We start from the raw sequence: 20395 nt of genomic DNA on the forward strand, positions 1-20395 counted from the left end.
TTCCCGTTCCGCGTCACCGGCCCGCGGCCCGCTCCGGCTGCCAGCGGCCCCGGCGCTGGCGGGCCGACCATGCGTAGCGCGCGTCGCCGTCGAGGCGGTCGAGATGGTCGGAGAGGCGATGGCGTTCAAGCCAAGCGAGGGCCGCCTCCAGCTCCGGGAGCGTCATGGTCGCGCGGCCCTTGCCCAGGACGCGCTTCAGGACGGCGTTGTAGCGGTGGGCGAGGTTGCTGCCGCGCGGCACCCGCAGGGAGGTCTCGTCCTCGACCGCCTGCCCCGCCACCGCGGCGGCGAGGCGCTGGCGCAGGGTGCGCTCGGTGATCGACGGGGGCTCCGGCGCCGGTGACGCCGGCGCGGGCTCCGCGAGGCGTGGGCGCAACAGGGCGTAGCGAAGACCGATCGCGTTGCTCTCCAGGGGAGTGATCCCGGCGGGCTCGTCGTCCCGCCAGCGGGTGCGCTCCGGCACCACCGCGCTCACCGGGCGCTCCCGGGGCGGCCGCACGCTGCTGCCCTGCTCGGTCTCGAGTTCCAGGCGGAACCGGGCGAAGAGCGGGTCGTCGGGGTGGAAGATCAGAGCCTGCTGCGCGTCGTAGGATCCCGCGTGCGGATCGACCCGGGTGGCCCGGGCCAGCATCTGCTCCAGCCAGGGACGCGAGCGGATATGAGTCAGGGCCGCGACCACCGAGACCTCGGGAGCGTCGAGCCCCTCGTATGCCATGGCCACCGTGACCAGGATCGCCGGCTCAGGCGTGAGCCGGAAAGCAGCGAGCGCCGCGTGGGCATCCCCCTGCCCTGAGGTCGCCAGACGGACATCGCGCTCCCCCTGCCCGGCCGGCATCCAGTCCCGCAGGGTCGTCAGGTACGAGCGGGCGCTCGCCTGATCCGGCGCCACAACCAGGAGCTTGCCGAGCCCCCGGGCCGGCTCGCCCAGGGGCAGGCAGCGCTCCGCCCGGCGCCGGGCACGCAGCCGCTTCGTGGCGAAGAACGCCTCGCTCAGGAGATCGCGGGCGAAACCGGTCCTCAGGGCCGTGAACAGGGCCGGTCGGGTGGTGACGCGCACCGAACCCGCGCCGAGACGATGCGGCCCGACCCGGGGGCTGTCCCCGGCGATCTGCCCGCCCTCCAGCCAGCTCGCCTCGCCGTCGATGGCTCCGAACGTCACCGGCAGCACGGCCCGCTCGGTCAGCGCCTGCGCCCGCGAGTAGCCGATCACCGCCAGCCCCGGGGCGTCGAGGTCCAGTTCAGGCCCGTGCCCCGGAGCGGCGGGCCGGTAGGGCAGCCCGAGGATGCGCCGCCCGTCCGCCCGCTCCAGGGTCCCCGACAGATGAAGGCGGACGGCGGCCGCCTCCATGAGCGGCAGCATCGCCCGGGACCACGCGCCCGCCTCGCGGTCCTCGGCCGAGGCCTCGTCGGACCCCGGTCGCCCGGCCACCGGGAGGTGGTGGACCTCGTCGATGACCAGGAGCGTGCGGTGCGCCCGCGCTTCCGCCAGGTGAAGTGCCGGGGCGGCGGCGACCGCCTGATAGGTGGTGACGTAGCCGGCAAGCCCCCGGGCCGGATCCCGCTCGTTGTCGGCCGCGCGGACGCTCAGCGCGTGCCCGAAGGTCGCCCGCCACAGCGGGTCGGCAAAGGCCTCCTCGGCCTGCAGCCGCAGGGAGTCGCGCGGCACCACCCAGACCACCCGCTCGACCAGACCGGCCGCAATCAGCCGGTGCGCGGCGATCACGGGCAGCAGCGACTTGCCGCCGCCGGGCGTCACCGCCGCCAGGATGTTCCCGACATGCGCCGCCTCGCCGCGCGCCATGGCGTCGACCAGAGCCATCAGCGTGCGCTGATGCGACCGCAAGGACGGGGCGGGGCGGGTCAAAGGCCGACGAAGCTGGGCGACATGCACGCACCGTGACCGATCGGAATTCCTTTGTGAATCCCCCGGAGTCGCAGAACGTTCGCGTTTTCGTCCCGCACGCGTCGAGTCGCGCACGCCGCACGTCCTGTGCCCGCTCCGGGACGCGGACGGCGCTCGCGCGGCAGGCGCCTGTCGCGGGCGTCGCGTTCCAGCCTGCGCCGGAGCGGCCGGGGATGGGCGCCGCGAAGCGGAAGCCGATCCGGGATCCCGCGCCGAACGTAACGCAGGGCGGTCCCCACCCAGGCTCAGACGTGGATCCGGCCACCACAAGCGTTGACACCCGGCCCACCCCTCACCATAAGGGCGCCGCGGGTGAAGAACCCGCCTTGGGGGAATGTCCCGAGCGGCAAAGGGGGCGGACTGTAAATCCGCTGCGTAAGCTTCGTAGGTTCGAGTCCTACTTCCCCCACCAAGTTCTTCCCGATCCCGTCAGCCTTGTTTCGCCAGCGCGGCCTCGATGCGCGCGGCTGCGGCCGCCGAGAAGCCCTTCCCTTCAAGACCCTGCCCCGCGGCCGCCTGGCCGGTGAGGCTGCGGCGCTTGCCACCGGGCAGGTGGGCCTGACGGAGGGCGTGCGCGTCCCGGTGACTGGCATGGGTGATCGCGATGGCCAGCGCGTCGGCGGCGTCGGCCACCCGGAACTCGGCCTTCGGCAGCAGGAAGCGCACCATCGCCTGGATCTGCACCTTCTCGGCGTGTCCGGAGCCCGCCACGGTCTTCTTAATGAGATTGGGCGCGTACTCGAACACCGGCAGGCCGGCGAGCGCCGGGACCACGAGGGCCATGGCTCGGGCGTGTCCCAGCTTGAGCGTCGCCTGCGCGTCCTTGTTGACGAAGGTCTCCTCCACGGCGACCTCGTGAGGCCGGACGGCCTCGACGATCCGGCTGATGCCCTCGAACAGCTCGCGCAGGCGCAGGGCCAGGGGCAGGTCGCCGTCCGAGTTGACGACGCCGCAATCGCCGTAGGTAAGCTTCGTCCCCTGCGCGGTGATCAGGCCCCAGCCGGTGCGGCGGAGCCCGGGATCGATGCCGAGGATGCGGATGGGGCTGGTCATGATGCTTCCGGCTCGACGAACGGCCCGACGCTGCCGTACGTATCGTGAACGCCTGGTTTCACCAAGGCACAGGAATTGGAGGACGATCATGAGCGTGGAGGCCCCGATCAGCCGCTTCCCGGTGCCGAAGCTCTCGGAGATGCCGGAGGATCTGCGCGCCCGAATCACTCTCGTGCAGGAGAAGGCCGGCTTCGTGCCCAACATCTTCCTGGCACTGGCGCACCGTCCCGACGAGTTTCGCGCCTTCATGGCCTACCACGACGCGCTGATGGATCGGCCCGGCGGCCTTTCGAAGGCCGAGCGCGAAATGATCGTCGTGGCTACCAGCGCGGCCAATCAATGCCTCTACTGCGTCGTCGCCCATGGGGCGATCCTGCGGGTCCGGGCCAAGAACCCGCTCCTCGCCGATCAGGTGGCGGTCAACTACGCCAAGGCCGACATCACGCCGCGCCAGCGCGCCATGCTGGCCTTCGCGGTGACGGTGGCGACCGCCTCCCAGACCGTCGGCCCGGAGGATCACGCTGCACTCGCCGAGCATGGCTTCAGCCCGGACGATGTGTGGGACATCGCGGCGATCACGGCGCTCTTCGCCCTGTCGAACCGGCTCGCGAGCGTGGCGGACCTGCGGCCGAACGTCGAGTTCTACGCCATGGGGCGGTGAGACCGCCTCAGCCCCGTCGACCCAGCAGGATCAGCGCCGTCCCGGCGAGGCAGACCACGCTGCCCGCGAGATCCCAGCGGTCGGGCCGGTGGCCTTCCGCGAGCCACAGCCACAGAACCGACGCGGCGACGTAGACCCCGCCATAGGCCGCGAAGGCGCGCCCCGCCGCCGGTGTGTCCACGAGCGTCAGCAGGGCGGCGAACACCGCGAGCGACACCAGCCCGGGCAGGACCCACCAGACTGAGTGGCCCAGTCGCAGCCACGACCAGAACGCGAAGCATCCGGCGATCTCCGCGAGGGCGGCGCCGGCATAAGCGAGGGCTGTCATCGGGGCAGCTTGGCACGGGGCGCCGCAGGGGGCGAGCGTGGCGACAGGCGGCTGGGTCCGGGTCCGGCGTTAAGGGCTCGGCAAGACACATCCGGTCGAGTGGACTCATGGCTGCACGCGCGACCGACCATGACCTGATACTGATACCGGGCGACGCGCGCCTCCGCGACGTCGTCCGGGCCTGGACCGAGGGGCTCGCCCGCGAGCGGCGGATGTCGCCCAACACCGTCGAGGCCTACGGGCGCGACCTGCGCCAGTTTCTCCTTCACCTCGCGTCGCGGCAGGGTACCCCGACGATCCCGATGCTGATCGCTCTGAAGGTGCGCGACATCCGCGCCTTCATGGCCGCACGGCGGGCCGAGGCGGTGTCCGGCCGTTCGCTGATGCGCATGCTCGCGGGCCTGCGCTCCTTCGCGCGCTACCTCGAGCGGGAGGGGCACGGGACGGTCTCGGCGCTGGGCGGCGTGCGTTCGCCCAAGGTTCCTCGCCGCCTGCCGCGGCCCCTGCCCGTGCAGGCTGCCGTGGCGCTCACCGATACCGGCATCCGCGCCGGCGAGGAGCGCGAGCCCTGGGTGCTTGCCCGGGACGCCGCCGTGCTGGCGCTTCTGTACGGCGCCGGATTGCGTATCTCGGAGGCTCTGGGCCTCGCGCGCCGGGATGCGCCGCTGCCGGGCAGCGATCAGGTTACCGTCCTGGGCAAGGGGGGCAAGCAGCGCATGGTGCCGATCCTGCCCATCGTGGCACAGGCCGTCGCCGATTATATCGCCGCCTGCCCGCTGCCGCTGCCGTCGGACGGGCCTCTCTTCGTCGGTGCCAGGGGCGGCCCTTTGTCGCCGCGGATCATTCAGTACACGGTCGCCCGCGCCCGGGGGGCCCTCGGCCTGCCCGACAGCGCCACGCCGCACGCCCTGCGCCATTCCTTCGCGACGCATCTCCTTGCGCGACAAGGGGAACTGCGTGCGATCCAGGAACTCCTCGGCCACGCCTCCCTGTCGACCACGCAGCTCTACACGCAGGTTGATGCCGCGCGGCTGATGAGTGCCTACGCGTCGGCCCATCCTCGGTTTAGTCGCTAATCTAGCCAGATATAGGAGCTGTTATCGGGGTCGCTCCTGCATGGAATAGCGATGTGATGCTCGCGGTTAGGTGAACAGCTGTTTCTTTAAGAGCTTCGTCACGATCTAAGCCCACTCTTGGCGGCAGGGATCGGATCGACTTGGACGGGCGCCATGGGGCTTGATAACGGGGGGACGTCGGCACGGGTCGTTATCGCGGACTGCGATGCGGGCCGTCGCGCCTCTCTGCGGGCGGTCGTTCAGCGCTTCGATCCGCAGGCCGCGATCGAAGAGGCAACCTCCGGCCAAGCACTCTGCGACATTCTCCTCCAACGCCGCCCGACCCTGGCCTTCGTCAGTCTCCAGCTCGAGGATCTGAGCGGACCCGAGGCCGTGGCGGTGGCGCGTCGGGCGGGGGCCGAACCGCCATGCCTGGTGCTGGTGGCCACCCGCGTCATGCCGCACTGGCAGGAGATCGCCACCAGCCTCGGGGCCTACGAGGTTCTCAAGACGCCCCTCGACCCGGGCCATATCGAGCAGCTCCTGCACGCCGATGCCCGGCGTCGCACGCCGACCCGGGCGCTGCTGGCCTGCTCGACCCCGGCCGGGCGGTCGGCCATCAGCCGCGTCGTGGCCCGCAGCGGCTTCGCGATCGAACTCGACGAGACGGATGACGGCCGCCACGCCCTGAAGCAGTTCAAGCACGCGGCCTACGACTTCGCCTTCATCGACGTGAAGCTGAACGGCATCGACGGAATGGAACTGGCCTGCCAGATCCAGCCGCTGGGCCTCGCCACCCGGATCACCCTGCTGACCACGTCCGAACTGGAGCCCGTGGCCCAGGCTGGGCGCTATTTCGGGGTCGACGCCGTGCTGCGGATGCCGTTCTACGCGCGCGACATCGATCTGGCCCTGCACAACGCCCTGGGCTTGCGCAGGCCCTATCTCCTCAACGCCCTCACGGCCCCCCCGGCGCCGAGCGCGCTGCTGCGGATCGCCGACCTCCCCAACGCCCGACGCAAGATCGCCTGATCCGCCCGTCGAGGCGCGCGGCCCGTCAGACGTGGATCGCGCGCTTGTTCACCGCGAGGGCGGCTTCCTTGACGGCCTCGGTGAGCGTCGGGTGCGCGTGGCAGGTCCGGGCGATGTCCTCCGAGGAGGCGCCGAACTCCATCGCCACCGCGACCTCGGCGATCAGGTTGCCGGCATCGGCGCCGACGATGTGGACGCCGAGGACGCGGTCGGTCTGGGCGTCGGCCAGCACCTTCACGAAGCCGTCGGTGGTGCCGTTCGCCTTGGCGCGGCCGTTGGCCGTGAAGGGGAACTTGCCGGCATTGTAGGCGATCCCGTCCTTCTTGAGCTCCTCCTCGGTCTTGCCCACCGAGGCGACTTCCGGGAACGTGTAGACCACGTTGGGGATCACACCGTAATTCACGTGGCCGGACTGGCCGGCCAACATCTCGGCGATCGCCACGCCTTCGTCCTCGGCCTTGTGGGCGAGCATCGGGCCGGCGATCACGTCGCCGATGGCGTAGATCCCGGTGACGTTGGTGGCGTAGTGGGAATCGGTGAGGATCCGGCCCTTGTCGTCCCGCTGGACGCCGACCGTGTCGAGGCCGAGACCCTCCGTGTAGGGAACCCGGCCGATCGCCACGAGGACCACGTCGGCCTGCAGCGTCTCCGCCGCGCCGCCCGCGGCCGGCTCGACGGTCACGCTCGCGCCCTTCTTGCCGACCTCCACGCCGGTCACCTTGGTGGACAGCCTGAAGCCGATGCCCTGCTTGGTCAGGATCCGCTGGAACTGCTTGCCGACCTCGCCATCCATGCCGGGGAGCACCCGGTCGAGATATTCGACCACCGTGACCTCGGCGCCGAGGCGGCGCCAGACCGAGCCCAGTTCCAGCCCGATCACTCCGGCGCCGATGACGAGGAGCTTCTTCGGCACCCGGTCCAGCTCGAGGGCGCCGGTCGACGACACCACGACCTTCTCGTCGATCGTCACGCCCGGCAGGCGCGTCACGTCCGAACCCGTCGCGATCACGATGCTCTTGCTTTCGAGGATCTGATTGCCCCCGTTCTCGGCGATCACCTCGACGCGGCCCGCGCCGGCGATACGGCCGGTGCCGTGGAAGGTGTCGACCTTGTTCTTCTTGAGCAGGAACTCGACACCTTTGGTGTTGCCCGCCACGCCCTCGTCCTTGAAGGCCATCATCTTCTTCAGGTCGAGCTTCGGCGTGCCGACGTCGATGCCGAGATCGGCGAAATGCGTGTTGGCCTCCTCGAACGCCTCCGAGGCGTGGAGCAGCGCCTTCGACGGGATGCAGCCGATGTTGAGGCAAGTCCCGCCGTGCGTCGCGCGCTTCTCGACCACCGCGGTCCGCAGGCCGAGCTGCGCCGCGCGGATGGCGCAGACGTAGCCGCCAGGGCCGGTGCCGATGACGACGAGATCGTAGGACATGCAGGTTCGCTTCCGCTCGGTCGTGCCGCGTGTGGAACGGGCAGGGAATGTCGGATCGGTTGCGGCCTCAGCGGCCGCCGCCGATGTCGAGGATGGCGCCCGTGGTGTAGGAGGCCTCCTCCGAGAGGAGCCACACGATCGGCGCGGCGACCTCCTCGGCGGTGCCGGCCCGGCCCATCGGGACGCCGGGGCCGAGACGCTCCACCCGGTCGGGCTCGCCGCCGCTGGCATGGATCTCGGTGGCGATGATGCCGGGCGCCACCGCGTTGACGCGGATGCCCTCTCCGGCGACTTCGCGAGAGAGCCCGATCGTCAGCGAGTCGATCGCTCCCTTCGAGGCGGCGTAGTCCACGAACTGCCCGGGGCCGCCGAGGCGCGCCGCCACGGAGGACAGGTTGACGATCGCGCCGCCGCCCCCGCCTCGCTTGGTCGACATGCGTTGGACCGCCTCGCGGGCGCACAGGAAGCTGCCGACCACGTTGGTGGTCATCATCCGCTGAAGCCGGGCCGCGCTCATGTCGGCAACGTCGGATTTCACGTCCACCACGCCGGCGTTGTTGACCAGCGCCGCGAGCCGCCCGAGCCCGTCGGCCGCCCGGAACAGGGCGATGACGTCGGCCTCGCTGCCGACATCGCTCTTCACGGCGAGCGCGCGACCACCACCGGCGGTGATCGTGTCGACCACGCCGTGTGCTGCGGCGGCATCCGACACGTAGCTCAGGCAGACCGCGTAGCCGCGCTCCGCGAGGAGCAGCGCCACCGCCCGGCCGATGCCGCGGCTGCCGCCGGTGACGACCGCGACCCTGTTCTCAGCGTCCGACATCATGGCCTCACAGGTCCAGCACGAGCCGCGCCGGATCCTCCAGCGCCTCCTTGACCCGCACCAGGAAGGTCACGGCCTCCTTACCGTCGACGATGCGATGGTCGTACGACAGTGCGAGGTACATCATCGGCCGAGCCTCGATCTTGCCGGCGCGGACCACCGGCCGCTCCTCAATGCGGTGCATGCCGAGGATGCCGGATTGCGGCGCGTTGAGGATCGGCGTCGACATCAGCGAGCCGTAGATGCCACCGTTGGTGATCGTGAAGGTGCCGCCCTGCATCTCCTCGATGGAGAGCTTGCCGTCGCGGGCCTTCTTGCCGAAGCCGGCGATCTTCTTCTCGATGCCCGCGATCGACAGGTCGTCGGCGTCGCGGACCACCGGCACGACGAGGCCCTTATCGGTCCCGACCGCGATGCCGATGTGATAGTAGTTCTTGTAGACGAGGTCCTGCCCGTCGATCTCGGCGTTGACCGCCGGCACATCCTTCAGGGCGCCGATCACCGCCTTGGTGAAGAAGCCCATGAAGCCGAGCTTGGTGCCGTGCTTCTTCTCGAAGATGTCCTTGTACTGGCTGCGCATGGCCATCACGGCGGACATGTCGACGTCGTTGAACGTCGTCAGCATCGCCGCGGTGTCCTGCGCGTCCTTGAGGCGGCGCGCGATGGTCTGGCGGAGCTTCGTCATCCGCACGCGCTCCTCGCGCGCGGCGTCATCCGGAGCCGAGGGCGCGCGCGGCAGGGTCGGCCGGGCCTCCCGAGCGGGGGCGGCGGCGGGCGCCGGCCCCTTGGCGATGGCCCCGAGCATGTCGCCCTTGGTCACGCGACCGTCCTTGCCGGAGCCGTTGACGCCCGACGGGTCGACGCCGGTCTCGCGGGCGAGCTTGGCCACCGCGGGGCCATTGTCGCCGGCCGGGCGCTGCTGGGCCGCCGGAGCCGCGGCATCGCCGTGATTGCCGTAGCCGGCGGAGGATTCCTGGGCCGGCGCCTCGGCCTTGGCGGGCGTCGCGGATTTGGGAGCCTCGCTCCGGCTCTCGGCCTTGGTCTCGGCGGCTTCCTTCGGGACCTCCTTCGGGGCGGCCTTCTTGGCCGTGCCGCCGCCGGCACCGGCCTCGACGATCGAGCCGAGCAGGGCGCCCGGTTCCACGGTCTCCCCGTCCTTGACCAGGATCTCGCCGAGTTGGCCGGCCGCCGGAGCGTTGACCTCCAAGGTCACCTTGTCGGTCTCGAGCTCGACGATCGGCTCGTCGGCCGCGACCGGGTCGCCGGGCTTCTTGAACCAGCGGCCGATGGTGGCCTCGCTCACGGATTCGCCGAGGGTCGGGACGAGGATGTCGGTTGCCATGCTCTGTTGCCCCGCGGGGGGCCTCCTCTGGATGTCGGGCCGCGACGTCAGCGCCGCAGGATCAAGGATGGAACGGGCGAGACGGTGTACCGGAAGCCTACCTGCGCCATCAGGACCGGATCCGCTTCGCCGAGGGCCTCGGCCTGGGCCGCGTCGGCGGCCTCGACCAGGGCCAAGCCCCAGGTGCCGCCGGATTCGAAGACGGGTCCGACCGCGATGGCGGTTCCGGCCTCCGCCTGCGCCATCCAGTACCCGGAATGGGCCGAGAACAGCGCCATCTCGGCCTCCGTCGCGTCGAACGGGAAGCTCGGGCGCGGCGGGTCCAGGCGGAGCAGGAAGTAGGCCATGGCCGGATGATCAGACCGCCAGGGCCTCGTTGAGGAAGGCCTGGAGCTGAGCTTGGTGCTTCGACATCTGGCCGACCGCCGTGGAGGCGGAGGCCGGACGGCCGACGTAGCGGGCGCGCTTCACCGCGGAGCCGGCCTGGCCGAGCACCCATTCCAGATAGGGCTCGACGAAGGACCACGCCCCCATGTTCTTGGGCTCCTCCTGGCACCAGATCACGTCGGCGTTGCGGAAGCGGGCCATCTCGTTGGCCAGCGCCTTGAGCGGGAACGGGTAGAGCTGCTCGACGCGCATCAGGTAGATGTCGTTGAGACCGCGCTTCTCCCGCTCCTCCAGGAGGTCGTAGTAGACCTTGCCGGAGCAGAGCACGACGCGACGGATCTTGTCGTCGCGCACCAGCTTGTTCTGCGCGCCCTCCTCCTCGGCATCGTCCCAGAGGACGCGGTGGAAGGTCGAGCCCTCCGCCAGGGCGTCGAGGTTCGAGACGGCGCGCTTGTGGCGCAGCAGCGACTTCGGCGTCATCAGCACCAGCGGCTTGCGGAAGTCGCGCTTCAGCTGCCGGCGCAGGATGTGGAAGTAGTTCGCCGGGGTCGTGACGTTGGCGACCTGCATGTTGTCCTCGGCGCAGGCCTGGAGGTAGCGCTCCAGTCGGGCGGAGGAGTGCTCGGGCCCCTGCCCCTCGTAGCCGTGGGGCAGCAGCAGCACGAGGCCGGACATGCGCAGCCACTTGCGCTCGCCGCTCGCGATGAACTGGTCGATCACCACCTGGGCGCCGTTGGCGAAGTCGCCGAACTGCGCCTCCCACAGGACCAGCGCGTTCGGCTCGGCCAGCGAGTAGCCGTACTCGAAGCCCAGCACCGCCTCCTCGGAGAGCATCGAGTTGATGATCTCGATCGAGGCCTGGCCCTCGCGGATGGCGTTCAGCGGCGTGTAGCGCTGCTCGTTCTCCTGGTCGATCACGACGGCGTGGCGCTGCGAGAAGGTGCCGCGCTCGACGTCCTGACCGGAGAGCCGGACGCGGTTGCCGTCCAGCAGCGTCGCCCCGAAGGCCAGCGCCTCGGCGGTCGCCCAGTCGATGCCGGCGCCGGTCTCCACGGCCTTGGCGCGATTGTCCATGAACCGCTGGATCGTGCGGTGCAGGTGGAAGCCGGGAGGCGCCTGCGTGATCTTGCGCCCGATCTCCTGCAGCGTCTCGGCCGGCACGGCGGTGCGACCGCGGCGCGGATCGTCCACGTCCTCGTGGACCGCCTTGACGCCGGACCAGCGGCCGTCGAGCCAGTCGGCCTTGTTGGCCTTGTAGTTGTTGGCGACATCGAGCTCGGTGTCGAGCATGCCGCGGAACTCGGCCTTGCGGGCGTCCAGGGCCTCCTGGGTCACGGAACCGTTCTCGACGAGCTTGCGCCCGTAATTCTCCAGCACCGACGGATGCTTGCGGATCCGCTGGTACATCTTCGGCTGGGTGAAGGCCGGCTCGTCGCCCTCGTTGTGGCCGAAGCGGCGGTAGCACAGCATGTCGATGACGACCGGCTTGCCGAACTTCTGGCGGTACTCCACCGCCACCTTGGCGGCGAAGGTCACGGCCTCCGGATCGTCGCCGTTGCAGTGGAAGATCGGCGCCTCGACCATCTTGGCCACGTCCGACGGGTAAGGCGACGACCGCGAGAAACGCGGATCGGTGGTGAAGCCGATCTGATTGTTGATGATGAAGTGCACCGATCCGCCGGTGCGGTGGCCCTTGAGGCCCGACAGGCCGAAGCACTCGGCCACGACGCCCTGCCCCGCGAAGGCGGCGTCGCCGTGGATCAGCAGCGGCAGGACGCTCGCCCGCTGGATGTGGGGCTTCGCCCACTGGTCCTGCTTGGCGCGGACCTTCCCCAGCACCACCGGATCGACGATCTCCAGGTGCGACGGATTTGCGGTGAGCGACAGGTGGACGTTGTTGCCGTCGAAGGCGCGGTCCGAGGAAGCGCCCAGGTGGTACTTCACGTCCCCCGAGCCCTCGACCTCGGCCGGGGAGGCCGAGCCGCCCTTGAACTCGTGGAACACCGCCCGGAAGGGCTTCGCCATCACGTTGGTGAGCACGTTGAGCCGGCCGCGATGGGCCATGCCGAGCACGATCTCGCGCACGCCGAGGGCGCCGCCGCGCTTGATGATCTGCTCCAGCGCAGGGATCATCGCCTCGCTGCCGTCGAGGCCGAAGCGCTTGGTGCCCGTGTACTTGAGATCCAGGAACTTCTCGAAGCCCTCGGCCTCGATCAGCTTGTTGAGGATGGCTCGGCGACCCTCGGGCGTGAAGGAGATCTCCTTGTCCTTGCCCTCGATGCGCTCCTGGATCCAGGCCTTCTCGGCGGGATCCGAGATGTGCATGAACTCGACGCCGAGCGTCTGGCAGTAGGTCCGTTCCAGGATGTCGACGATCTCGCGGATCGTGCCGAACTCCAGGCCGAGCACGTTGTCGAGGAAGACCGGCCGGTCCCAGTCGCTCTCCTGGAACCCGTAATGCTGCGGGTGCAATTCCTCGTGGTCGCCGCGCGGTGCCAGCCCCAGGGGATCGAGCTTGGCGTGCAGGTGGCCGCGCATCCGGTAGGAGCGGATCAGCATGATCGCCCGCACGGAATCCTTGGTGGCCTGCTCGACCGAGACGCCGGTGGTGGCGGTGACGCTGTCCAGCGGCTTGCCGGGCTTCGGCTCCTTGGCCTCGCGGGCGACGATCTTGTCCCCGAGCGCCTTCTCTAGGGCGCCCCAGTTGCCGTCGAGCGCCGAGACCAGCTCACCGTTGAGCGGCACGGGCCAGTTGGGCTTCTCCCAGGAGGCGCCGGCGGCGTTCTTCTCGACCAGGGTCTCGTCCTCGCCGAGGCCCTTGAAGAAGGCCTGCCACGCGGGGTCGACCGAGGCGGGATTGCGGGCGTAGGCCGCCTGCAACTCCTCGATGTAAGCGGCATTGGCGCCGTAGAGGAACGAGGTTTCGAGGAGCGCTTCGTTCACGTCCTGGCGTGCCATGGTGCGTCCATCCTGTCGCGCGGGCCGGTTGCCCTGCCCTTCAGGCTTTCCGTCAGCACGGCGGAACGCCTTCAAACCGGAACGGGGCGGGTGTCCGCCCCGCTGAGTTGATCTGCACACCCGATATGGGCGTTGCGGCCCTGCGATGGCCGCAACGCAGGCGCGCGGCTCCTTACCCCTTCAGGACCTCGACCAGGGTCGAGCCCAGTCGCGCCGGCGACGGCGACACGCGGATGCCCGCGGCCTCCATGGCGGCGATCTTGTCCTCGGCGCCGCCCTTGCCGCCCGAGATGATCGCGCCGGCATGGCCCATGCGGCGGCCCGGAGGCGCCGTACGGCCGGCGATGAAGCCGACCATCGGCTTCCTGCGCCCGCGCTTAGCCTCGTCCTTCAGGAACTGCGCGGCCTCCTCCTCGGCCGAGCCGCCGATCTCGCCGATCATCACGATCGACTCGGTCTTCGGGTCGGCCAGGAACAACTCCAGCACGTCGATGAACTCGGTGCCCTTCACAGGATCGCCGCCGATGCCCACCGCCGTCGTCTGGCCGAGGCCGGCATTGGAGGTTTGGAACACGGCCTCGTAGGTCAGGGTGCCGGACCGGGACACGATCCCGACGGAGCCGGGCCGGAAGATGTTGGCCGGCATGATGCCGATCTTCGATTCGCCCGCCGTCACGATGCCGGGGCAGTTCGGCCCGACGAGGCGCGACTTCGAACCGATGAGCGCCCGCTTCACCCGCACCATGTCGAGGACCGGGATGCCCTCCGTGATGCAGACGATCAGCGGGACTTCGGCGGCGATCGCCTCGCAGATCGCGTCCGCCGCGCCGGGCGGCGGCACGTAGACCACCGAGGCCTCGGCACCCGTCGCCTCGCGAGCCTCCGCGACGGTGTCGAACACCGGCAGGCCGAGATGGGACGAGCCGCCCTTACCCGGCGAGGTGCCGCCGACCATCTTGGTGCCGTACGCGATGGCCTGCTCGGAGTGGAAGGTCCCGTTCTTGCCGGTGAAGCCCTGGCAGATGACCTTGGTGCTGGCGTCGATCATCACCGACATGATCAGGCTCCCTTCACGGCGGCGACGATCTTCTGGGCGGCGTCGTCGAGGTCGTCCGCCGGGATCACGTTGAGGCCCGAATTCCGGATGATGGCCTTGCCTTCCTCGACGTTGGTGCCTTCGAGGCGCACCACCAGCGGCACCTGGAGGCCCACCGCCTTCACGGCCGCGATCACGCCGTTGGCGATCACGTCGCACTTCATGATCCCACCGAAGATGTTGACGAGGATCCCCTTCACGTTCGGGTCCGCGGTGATGATCTTGAACGCCGCCGTGACCTTCTCCTCGGAGGCGCCGCCGCCGACATCGAGGAAGTTCGCCGGCTCCTCGCCGTAGAGCTTGATGATGTCGAGGGTCGCCATGGCGAGGCCGGCACCGTTGACCATGCAGCCGATCGTGCCGTCGAGCGCGATGTAGGCGAGGTCATACTTCGACGCCTCGATCTCCTTGGCGTCCTCCTCGGTCTCGTCCCGCAGCGCGACGATGTCGGGGTGGCGGTAAAGAGCGTTCGAATCGAAGGCCATCTTGGCGTCGAGGCACTTGAGGTGCCCGTCGGCCGTGAGCACGAGCGGGTTGATCTCCAGAAGGCTCATGTCCTTGGACACGAACGCCGCGTAGAGCTTTTCCGTCAGCGCGGCCGCTTCCTTGGCCTGGGCGCCGGTGAGGCCGAGCGCCTTGGCGACGGCGCGGCCGTGATGGGGCATCACGCCGGTGGCCGGATCGACCGCGATGGTGTGGATCTTCTCTGGCGTATCGTGGGCGACGGCCTCGATATCCATGCCGCCTTCCGTGGAGACCACGAAGGCGACGCCGCCGGTGACGCGATCGACCAGCATCGAGAGGTAGAATTCCTCGTCGATCTGGGCACCTTCCTCGATGTAGAGGCGGTTGACCTGCTTGCCGGCCGGCCCGGTCTGGATCGTCACCAGCGTCTGGCCGAGCATCTCGCCGGCATATTGCTTCACCTCGTCGATCGACTTGGTGACGCGTACGCCGCCCTTGGCCCCCTCGGGCGCGCCCTTGAAGGTCCCCTTGCCGCGGCCGCCCGCGTGGATCTGGCTCTTCACGACCCAGACCGGACCGCCGAGTTCCTTGGCGGCGGCCTCCGCCTCCGACGGGTTGAAGATCGCCACGCCGCGGGAGACCGGCAAGCCGAACTCCTTCAGCACGGCCTTGGCCTGGTATTCGTGGATGTTCATCGGGACCTCGTCGGACGAACGGATGGCTTCGGGCGGGCGGGCCGGGATGGGCGCGCCCGGCTTCGAATGGCCTCAGGCGAGGTTGCTGTCGACTCCTTTGCAGGCGTCGATGAGGCTCGTCACCGAGGCGACCGACTTCTCGAACATCGCCTTCTCGGCCGCGTCGAAGGTCACCTCGAGGACGCGCTCCACGCCGTTCGCGCCGATCACGATCGGCACGCCGATGAACATGCCCTTCACGCCGTACTGGCCGTCGAGGTAGGCCGCGCAGGGCAGGACCCGCTTCTTGTCGCGCAGGTAGCTTTCCGCCATGGCGATGGCGGAAGCCGCGGGCGCGTAGAAGGCCGAGCCGGTCTTGAGCAGGTTGACGATCTCGCCGCCGCCCTTGCGGGTGCGGTCGACCATGGCGTCGAGCTTCTCCTGGGTGGTCCAGCCGAGCTTGACCAAGTCGGTCAGGGGCACGCCGGCGACCGTGGAGTAGCGGGTCAGCGGGACCATGTCGTCGCCGTGGCCGCCGAGCACGAAGGCCGTGACGTCCTCCACCGAGACCTTGAATTCCTCCGCGAGGAAGTGGCGGAAGCGGGCGGAGTCGAGCACGCCGGCCATGCCGACAATCTTGTTGGTGGGCAGCCCCGAGAACTTCTGCAGCGCCCACACCATGGCGTCGAGCGGGTTGGTGATGCAGATCACGAAGGCGTCGGGCGCGTAGGTCTTGATGCCCTCGCCCACCGCCTGCATCACCTTGAGGTTGATGCCGATCAGGTCGTCACGGCTCATGCCGGGCTTGCGCGGCACGCCGGCGGTGACGATCACCACGTCGGCGCCCTGGATGGCGGAATAGTCGCTGGCGCCCGCGTAGGTCGCGTCGAACCCCTCGACGGGCGCGGCCTCGGCGATGTCCAGCGCCTTGCCCTGCGGCACGCCGTCGACGATGTCGAACAGGACGACGTCGCCGAGATCCTTGAGGCCAGCGAGAAGAGCCAGGGTGCCGCCGATCTGGCCGGCACCGATGAGCGCGATCTTGTTGCGAGCCATGTCGGATGTGTCTCCGCTGCGTATCGACTGCGATGATGCGTGGGACGATGCCGGAACTGCGCGTCAGCCTGGGTCCGCAACCGGATTCGCCGCTCGAAAATCTGCGCGGCTGTGTGGCCGAAAAGCACCGCCGCTTCAACCCGATGGCGGATGGGAAGGGGTCACCCCCGGCACGCGGCCGGGCCCGGAACGGCCCGGGCGGATGTCTGGAAACGTCAACGTCGGGAGGGTTTTAGGTGCACTGCACCCACAGCCTGTGGTGCGGCAACGCTTGGATGACAGATTCGAAAAGCTGTCATTTCGCCCGCCGGAAGTCGCTGAGCCGACCAGCCGGTGGCCGAAAACGCGAGAGGCCCGGACAGGATGTCCGGGCCTCTCGGGTCGATCGGCTGCGCGGTGATTCAGAGAACGCCGGAACGCAGAACCCGCTGAATGGCGTGGATGACGGCCCCGAACCGGGCCTCGATCAGATCGCGCGGCACCTCGGCATCGTGCTGGATCGCCAGCGGGTGCGTGAAGCGGTAGCTCGCGTCGAAGATGTAGGCGATCGCCCGTTCCCGGTCGCGCGCCGAGAAGATCCCGGACGTGATGCCCTCCTCGACGACGCGCTCGACGAGACTGCGCAGGCGCACCCGGTGCCGCCGGGCGATCGGCCGGGCCGACACGGTGGCGTCGAGGTGGACGGCGAACAGGTTCGGCTCGTCGACCAGCGCATCGCGCTGCACGGTGGCCAGGGCGGTCAGGAGCCGCTCGATCTTGTCGTCGGCCGGATCGGGCGCGTCGGCGATACCGGCGAGCCGGGCCTCGACCTCGCGGAGCCAGCGGCCCGCCACGGCGTCGAGCAGCGCATCCTTGGATGGGAAGTAGCGGTAGACGTTGGCGTGCGTCATGCCGGCTTCCGCCGCGACGGCCACGACCGTCACGCGTTTGGGCCCGAGGCGCGAGAGATGCTCGGTGGCGATCCCGAGGAGCCGGACGTCCGCCGCGACCGGTGCACGGGCGCGCTGGGGGCCGGCCACGTCGCCGAGCGGGCCGGTCTCCGCGTCGTCGGTTCCAGGAAGCTTGACCTTGACGGCGAGCGACTCTTCCTTGGACCCGGCAGGCTCTGGCTTATGGAACGGAAGAGGAAGGCGGGAAGTGGACAGGTGGTAGGGCGAGACGGACCCCCATCATACCGGCTGAAGCGTCCCGGCGCTTCGCGTTGACGTTACGGCTTCCCCCCGGGAGCCCGTTTGACCTGAGCGGATTAAGACCGCTTAAAAACCCGTATGTGTCAGTTTGCCTTGAGAAGGCAACAAATTTTTCTCGTTATCACCTGCCTCAGAAGCGGTTCTTCCACGCCCTTAAGGCGACGAACACCGCTTCAGGCTCGCTTTCTGGCGGCATGTCGACCGATCGGGCCAGACTCGGAAGCCCGCTGCGCAGGAACGGATTGGTCGCGCGCTCCTCGCCCATGGTCGACGGAACCAGGAATCGCCCCTCCGCCTTCGCACGCTCCGCCTCGGCGAAGCGCGCCTTGAGCTCCGGATTGTCCGGATCGGCCGCCAGGGCAAAGCGGGCGTTGGAGAGTACGTAGTCGTGCCCGCTGAACACCCGGGTCGTGTCGGGAAGGTCGTCGAAGCGGCGCAGCGATCGGTAGAGCGTCTCCGGCGGGCTCTCCATCACCCGGCCACAGCCCAGCGTGAACAGGGTGTCGCCGGCGCAGACGAGCCCGGCCCGGGCGAACCAATAGGTGACGTGGTCGAGGCAATGGCCGGGCGTCTCCCAGACCTGCGCTTCGAGGCCGCCCACGCGCACCGTGTCGCCCTCCCGGACGGTGACGTCCACCTGAGGAACGGCGTCCCCCGCCTTGGCGGGCGCCACGACCCGGGCGCCGGTGGCCCGCTTGACCTCCGGGATCCCCTCGACATGGTCGCCGTGGCGGTGGGTGACGAGGATGTCGGTGAGCTGCCAGCCGGTCTCGTCGAGCGCCTTCAGGACCGGGCCGGCGTCCGGCACGTCGATCGCCGCGCAGGCTCCCGTGGCCGGATCCCGGACCAGGACGCCGATATTGTCGCTGCGGCACAAAAAGGTGCGGATCTCGGTCTCGGCAGCCATCGGAGTGGGTCCCATTGAGCGCGAAAGCTGTCGCCGTGAACCGGCGGCGGTCGGGCCGGGTTCCTTCGGCGCTTGCCGCGGGCAGCTTGGCTCACCATTGAGTACGGTGAACGTTTCGGCCCCGGTGTCTTGTCCCTTCATGCGTCTCGACGTCAACGGCTTGCGGGCCTTCTATGCCAGCCCCCTGGGCCGCACGACGCACCGCGTCGTCGGGCGGGCGCTCCATGAGTTCCTGGGTTCCGTGTCCGGCCTGCGCGTGCTCGGGATCGGCTACGCGACTCCGTATCTCGGCCCGGTCCACTGCATCGCGGAACGCACGCTGGCCTTCATGCCGGCGACCCAGGGCGTGGTGAACTGGCCGAGCACCGGCCGCTCCTGCGCGGCGCTGGCCGATCCGACGATGATGCCCCTGCCCGAGGCGGCCATCGACCGGGTCATCCTGGTCCACGCCCTCGAATCGGTCGAGAGCCCGACGGAGCTGCTCCAAGAGGTCTGGCGGACGCTGACGCCGGGCGGCCGGATGATCCTGGTGGTGCCGAACCGGCGCGGGGTCTGGGCCCGCCGGGAGGCGACGCCCTTCGGTCACGGCCAGCCCTACAGTCGGTCGCAGCTGGCGCGCCTGATGCGCGACACCCTGTTCTCACCCGTGAGCTGGTCCGAGACCCTCTACATGCCGCCGGTGCGCTCGCGGCTGATGCTGCGCACCGGACCCGCTTGGGAACGCCTCGGCAGCAGCCTCGCCCTGCCCTTCGCGGGGCTGCACGTGGTCGATGCGACCAAGCAGCTCTACCGCCCCGTGGCGGTCCAGCAGGTGCGGCGCGCCCGCCGCCTCGCACCCGCCCGGGTCCTCGTGCCGGCGCCCGCTCCGGGCTGAGCACGGCGCGCGCGGAGGGATTCGGAAGATCGGGGTCGCGGTCGCGCCGCATCCTGGGCGGGCAGCTCGGGGACTTCGCGGCGGGGGCCGCGATCCCGAACGGCGCGGCACGACCGGCAGCCTGCGCCGGCAAATCCCGGACCGGGGCGGGCCTGCGGCGCTCCGGGGCCACGAACCCGCGGGGCAAGGGGAATCGTCGCAGCCGGCGCGACACGCCGTCCGGCGGACCTGTCGTGTACGATGCCCGGATGAGCATCGACTTCACCGTCCAGCAGTTCCTGCTCGCCCTCTCGGGCCTGATCTCGATCGTGAACCCGATCGGGGGTGCCTTCATCTTCGCGCAGGTGACGAGCGCCTACAGCCATGCCGAGCGGGTGCTGCTGTCGCGCCGCATCGGCGTCTACGCCGCCCTGGTAATGCTCGGCGCCCTCTGGGCCGGCACGCCGATCCTGAATTTCTTCGGCGTCACCCTCGGCGCGCTGCGCGTCGCCGGCGGCTTGGTGGTGATGTCCTCGGCCTGGAACCAGCTCAACCGGCCCGAGGCGCGGGAGGCGCGCAAGCAGGCCGAGGCGTCCGGCTCCACGGCACGCGGTCCGGCCCCGTCGGAACCGCAGCCGGACCAGGCGCCCGGGCCCCTCGCGGAGATCGCGTTCTTCCCTCTGACCCTGCCGTTCACCACGGGGCCGGGCACGATCGCGGTCGCCATCACCCTGGGCGCGAACCGCCCCGAGGCCTACGCGGAGCGGTTCGGCTTCTATCTCGGCGTGACGCTGGCCGCCCTGGTGGTCGCCGCGGCGGTCGCCCTCCTCTACGCCTCGGCCGACCGGGTGGTGGCGCTCATCGGGCCGGCCCGGGCCCGGGTGACCGGGCGCCTGTTCGCGTTCCTCCTGCTGTGCGTCGGCACGCAGATCCTGATCAACGGACTCACGGACGTGTTCGCGCCGCTCGTGGCGGCGCGAGGCTGAGCGTCGCGCGCGATCAGATGATCGGGATCGCGCCGAGGCCGCCGAACAGCGCGGCATGGCCCACGTAGTACAGGGCCAGGAAGGCCGCCAGGGCGGCCCCGTACCAGGCGGGTGCCAGCAGCGCCTGCCGGGCCCGCACCGGGACCCGGGCATCGTCGGCGGCGATCCCGAGCAGCACCACGATGATGCCGGAATGCCCG

At 69.9% G+C, this 20395-nt stretch carries 18 protein-coding genes, 1 tRNA gene and 1 pseudogene; 6 read left to right on the top strand and 14 right to left on the bottom strand.

Annotated elements, in window-relative coordinates; all coding sequences use genetic code 11:
* Positions 1-13 precede the first annotated feature (13 nt).
* The gene (locus MKK82_RS00925; protein ID WP_279602626.1) at positions 14-1864 is read right to left on the bottom strand and encodes a DEAD/DEAH box helicase; all 1851 of its coding nucleotides are present in this window, start codon (positions 1862-1864) and stop codon (positions 14-16) included.
* Between the two features lie 367 nt (positions 1865-2231).
* On the opposite strand from MKK82_RS00925, the gene MKK82_RS00930 reads away from it, so the two are divergent.
* A tRNA-Tyr gene (locus MKK82_RS00930) sits at positions 2232-2315 on the top strand.
* 17 nt (positions 2316-2332) lie between these two features.
* Here MKK82_RS00930 and ruvC read toward each other — a convergent pair.
* Positions 2333-2956, bottom strand: a complete 624-nt coding sequence (gene ruvC, locus MKK82_RS00935; protein ID WP_243984308.1) for a crossover junction endodeoxyribonuclease RuvC — start codon at positions 2954-2956, stop codon at positions 2333-2335.
* A gap of 88 nt (positions 2957-3044) precedes the next feature.
* Here ruvC and MKK82_RS00940 point away from each other — a divergent pair, with 88 nt between their 5' ends.
* Entirely contained in the window at positions 3045-3617 is a 573-nt protein-coding gene (locus MKK82_RS00940; protein WP_238291985.1) for a peroxidase-related enzyme, read from the top strand.
* A 7-nt stretch (positions 3618-3624) separates the two neighbouring features.
* Here MKK82_RS00940 and MKK82_RS00945 read toward each other — a convergent pair whose 3' ends face one another.
* The gene (locus MKK82_RS00945; protein ID WP_238291983.1) at positions 3625-3945 is read right to left on the bottom strand and encodes a YnfA family protein; all 321 of its coding nucleotides are present in this window, start codon (positions 3943-3945) and stop codon (positions 3625-3627) included.
* 107 nt (positions 3946-4052) lie between these two features.
* Here MKK82_RS00945 and MKK82_RS00950 point away from each other — a divergent pair, with 107 nt between their 5' ends.
* Together MKK82_RS00950 and MKK82_RS00955 are read left to right on the top strand one after the other, a co-directional pair.
* A complete protein-coding gene (locus tag MKK82_RS00950) occupies positions 4053-5021 on the top strand; it encodes a tyrosine recombinase XerC (RefSeq protein WP_238291981.1) in 969 nt (322 codons plus the stop codon).
* 153 nt (positions 5022-5174) lie between these two features.
* Complete coding sequence (locus MKK82_RS00955) at positions 5175-6032, top strand: response regulator (protein ID WP_238291979.1); 858 nt, start codon at positions 5175-5177, stop codon at positions 6030-6032.
* A gap of 25 nt (positions 6033-6057) precedes the next feature.
* Here MKK82_RS00955 and lpdA read toward each other — a convergent pair whose 3' ends face one another.
* From lpdA to gloB, 10 genes are all read right to left on the bottom strand, one after another.
* Positions 6058-7458, bottom strand: a complete 1401-nt coding sequence (gene lpdA, locus MKK82_RS00960; protein WP_238291978.1) for a dihydrolipoyl dehydrogenase — start codon at positions 7456-7458, stop codon at positions 6058-6060.
* A 67-nt stretch (positions 7459-7525) separates the two neighbouring features.
* Positions 7526-8281 (bottom strand): SDR family oxidoreductase, encoded by a 756-nt coding sequence (locus MKK82_RS00965; protein ID WP_238292018.1) that lies wholly within the window; start codon positions 8279-8281, stop codon positions 7526-7528.
* A 7-nt stretch (positions 8282-8288) separates the two neighbouring features.
* Positions 8289-9623, bottom strand: coding sequence for a 2-oxoglutarate dehydrogenase complex dihydrolipoyllysine-residue succinyltransferase (gene odhB / locus MKK82_RS00970; RefSeq protein WP_238291976.1), 1335 nt, complete (start codon positions 9621-9623; stop codon positions 8289-8291).
* A 47-nt stretch (positions 9624-9670) separates the two neighbouring features.
* Entirely contained in the window at positions 9671-9970 is a 300-nt protein-coding gene (locus MKK82_RS00975; protein WP_238291974.1) for a YciI family protein, read from the bottom strand.
* A gap of 10 nt (positions 9971-9980) precedes the next feature.
* Positions 9981-12968, bottom strand: coding sequence for a 2-oxoglutarate dehydrogenase E1 component (locus MKK82_RS00980; RefSeq protein WP_238291972.1), 2988 nt, complete (start codon positions 12966-12968; stop codon positions 9981-9983).
* 172 nt (positions 12969-13140) lie between these two features.
* Entirely contained in the window at positions 13141-14025 is an 885-nt protein-coding gene (gene sucD, locus MKK82_RS00985; RefSeq protein WP_238291970.1) for a succinate--CoA ligase subunit alpha, read from the bottom strand.
* A 2-nt stretch (positions 14026-14027) separates the two neighbouring features.
* Positions 14028-15224: an ADP-forming succinate--CoA ligase subunit beta gene (gene sucC / locus MKK82_RS00990; RefSeq protein WP_238291969.1), complete on the bottom strand. Its 1197-nt coding sequence runs from the start codon at positions 15222-15224 to the stop codon at positions 14028-14030.
* Positions 15225-15296: 72 nt separating this feature from the next.
* Positions 15297-16259: a malate dehydrogenase gene (gene mdh / locus MKK82_RS00995; protein ID WP_238291967.1), complete on the bottom strand. Its 963-nt coding sequence runs from the start codon at positions 16257-16259 to the stop codon at positions 15297-15299.
* Positions 16260-16660: 401 nt separating this feature from the next.
* Positions 16661-17278 carry a TetR family transcriptional regulator gene (locus MKK82_RS01000; protein WP_238291964.1) on the bottom strand — a complete coding sequence of 206 codons (618 nt, stop codon included), beginning with the start codon at positions 17276-17278 and terminating at the stop codon, positions 16661-16663.
* Positions 17279-17579: 301 nt separating this feature from the next.
* Positions 17580-18356, bottom strand: a complete 777-nt coding sequence (gene gloB / locus MKK82_RS01005; RefSeq protein ID WP_238291963.1) for a hydroxyacylglutathione hydrolase — start codon at positions 18354-18356, stop codon at positions 17580-17582.
* Positions 18357-18495: 139 nt separating this feature from the next.
* Here gloB and MKK82_RS01010 point away from each other — a divergent pair, with 139 nt between their 5' ends.
* Positions 18496-19230 carry a class I SAM-dependent methyltransferase gene (locus tag MKK82_RS01010; RefSeq protein WP_238291961.1) on the top strand — a complete coding sequence of 245 codons (735 nt, stop codon included), beginning with the start codon at positions 18496-18498 and terminating at the stop codon, positions 19228-19230.
* 248 nt (positions 19231-19478) lie between these two features.
* On the top strand, positions 19479-20195 hold the full coding sequence (locus MKK82_RS01015; RefSeq protein ID WP_238291959.1) for a MarC family protein: 717 nt from the start codon (positions 19479-19481) through the stop codon (positions 20193-20195).
* A 13-nt stretch (positions 20196-20208) separates the two neighbouring features.
* Here the strand turns inward: MKK82_RS01015 and MKK82_RS01020 are convergent.
* Positions 20209-20395, bottom strand: a pseudogene (locus tag MKK82_RS01020) (hypothetical protein); the annotation flags it as partial.

Source organism: Methylobacterium sp. E-046 (assembly GCF_022829625.1).
In the GTDB taxonomy this organism is placed as follows: domain Bacteria; phylum Pseudomonadota; class Alphaproteobacteria; order Rhizobiales; family Beijerinckiaceae; genus Methylobacterium; species Methylobacterium longum.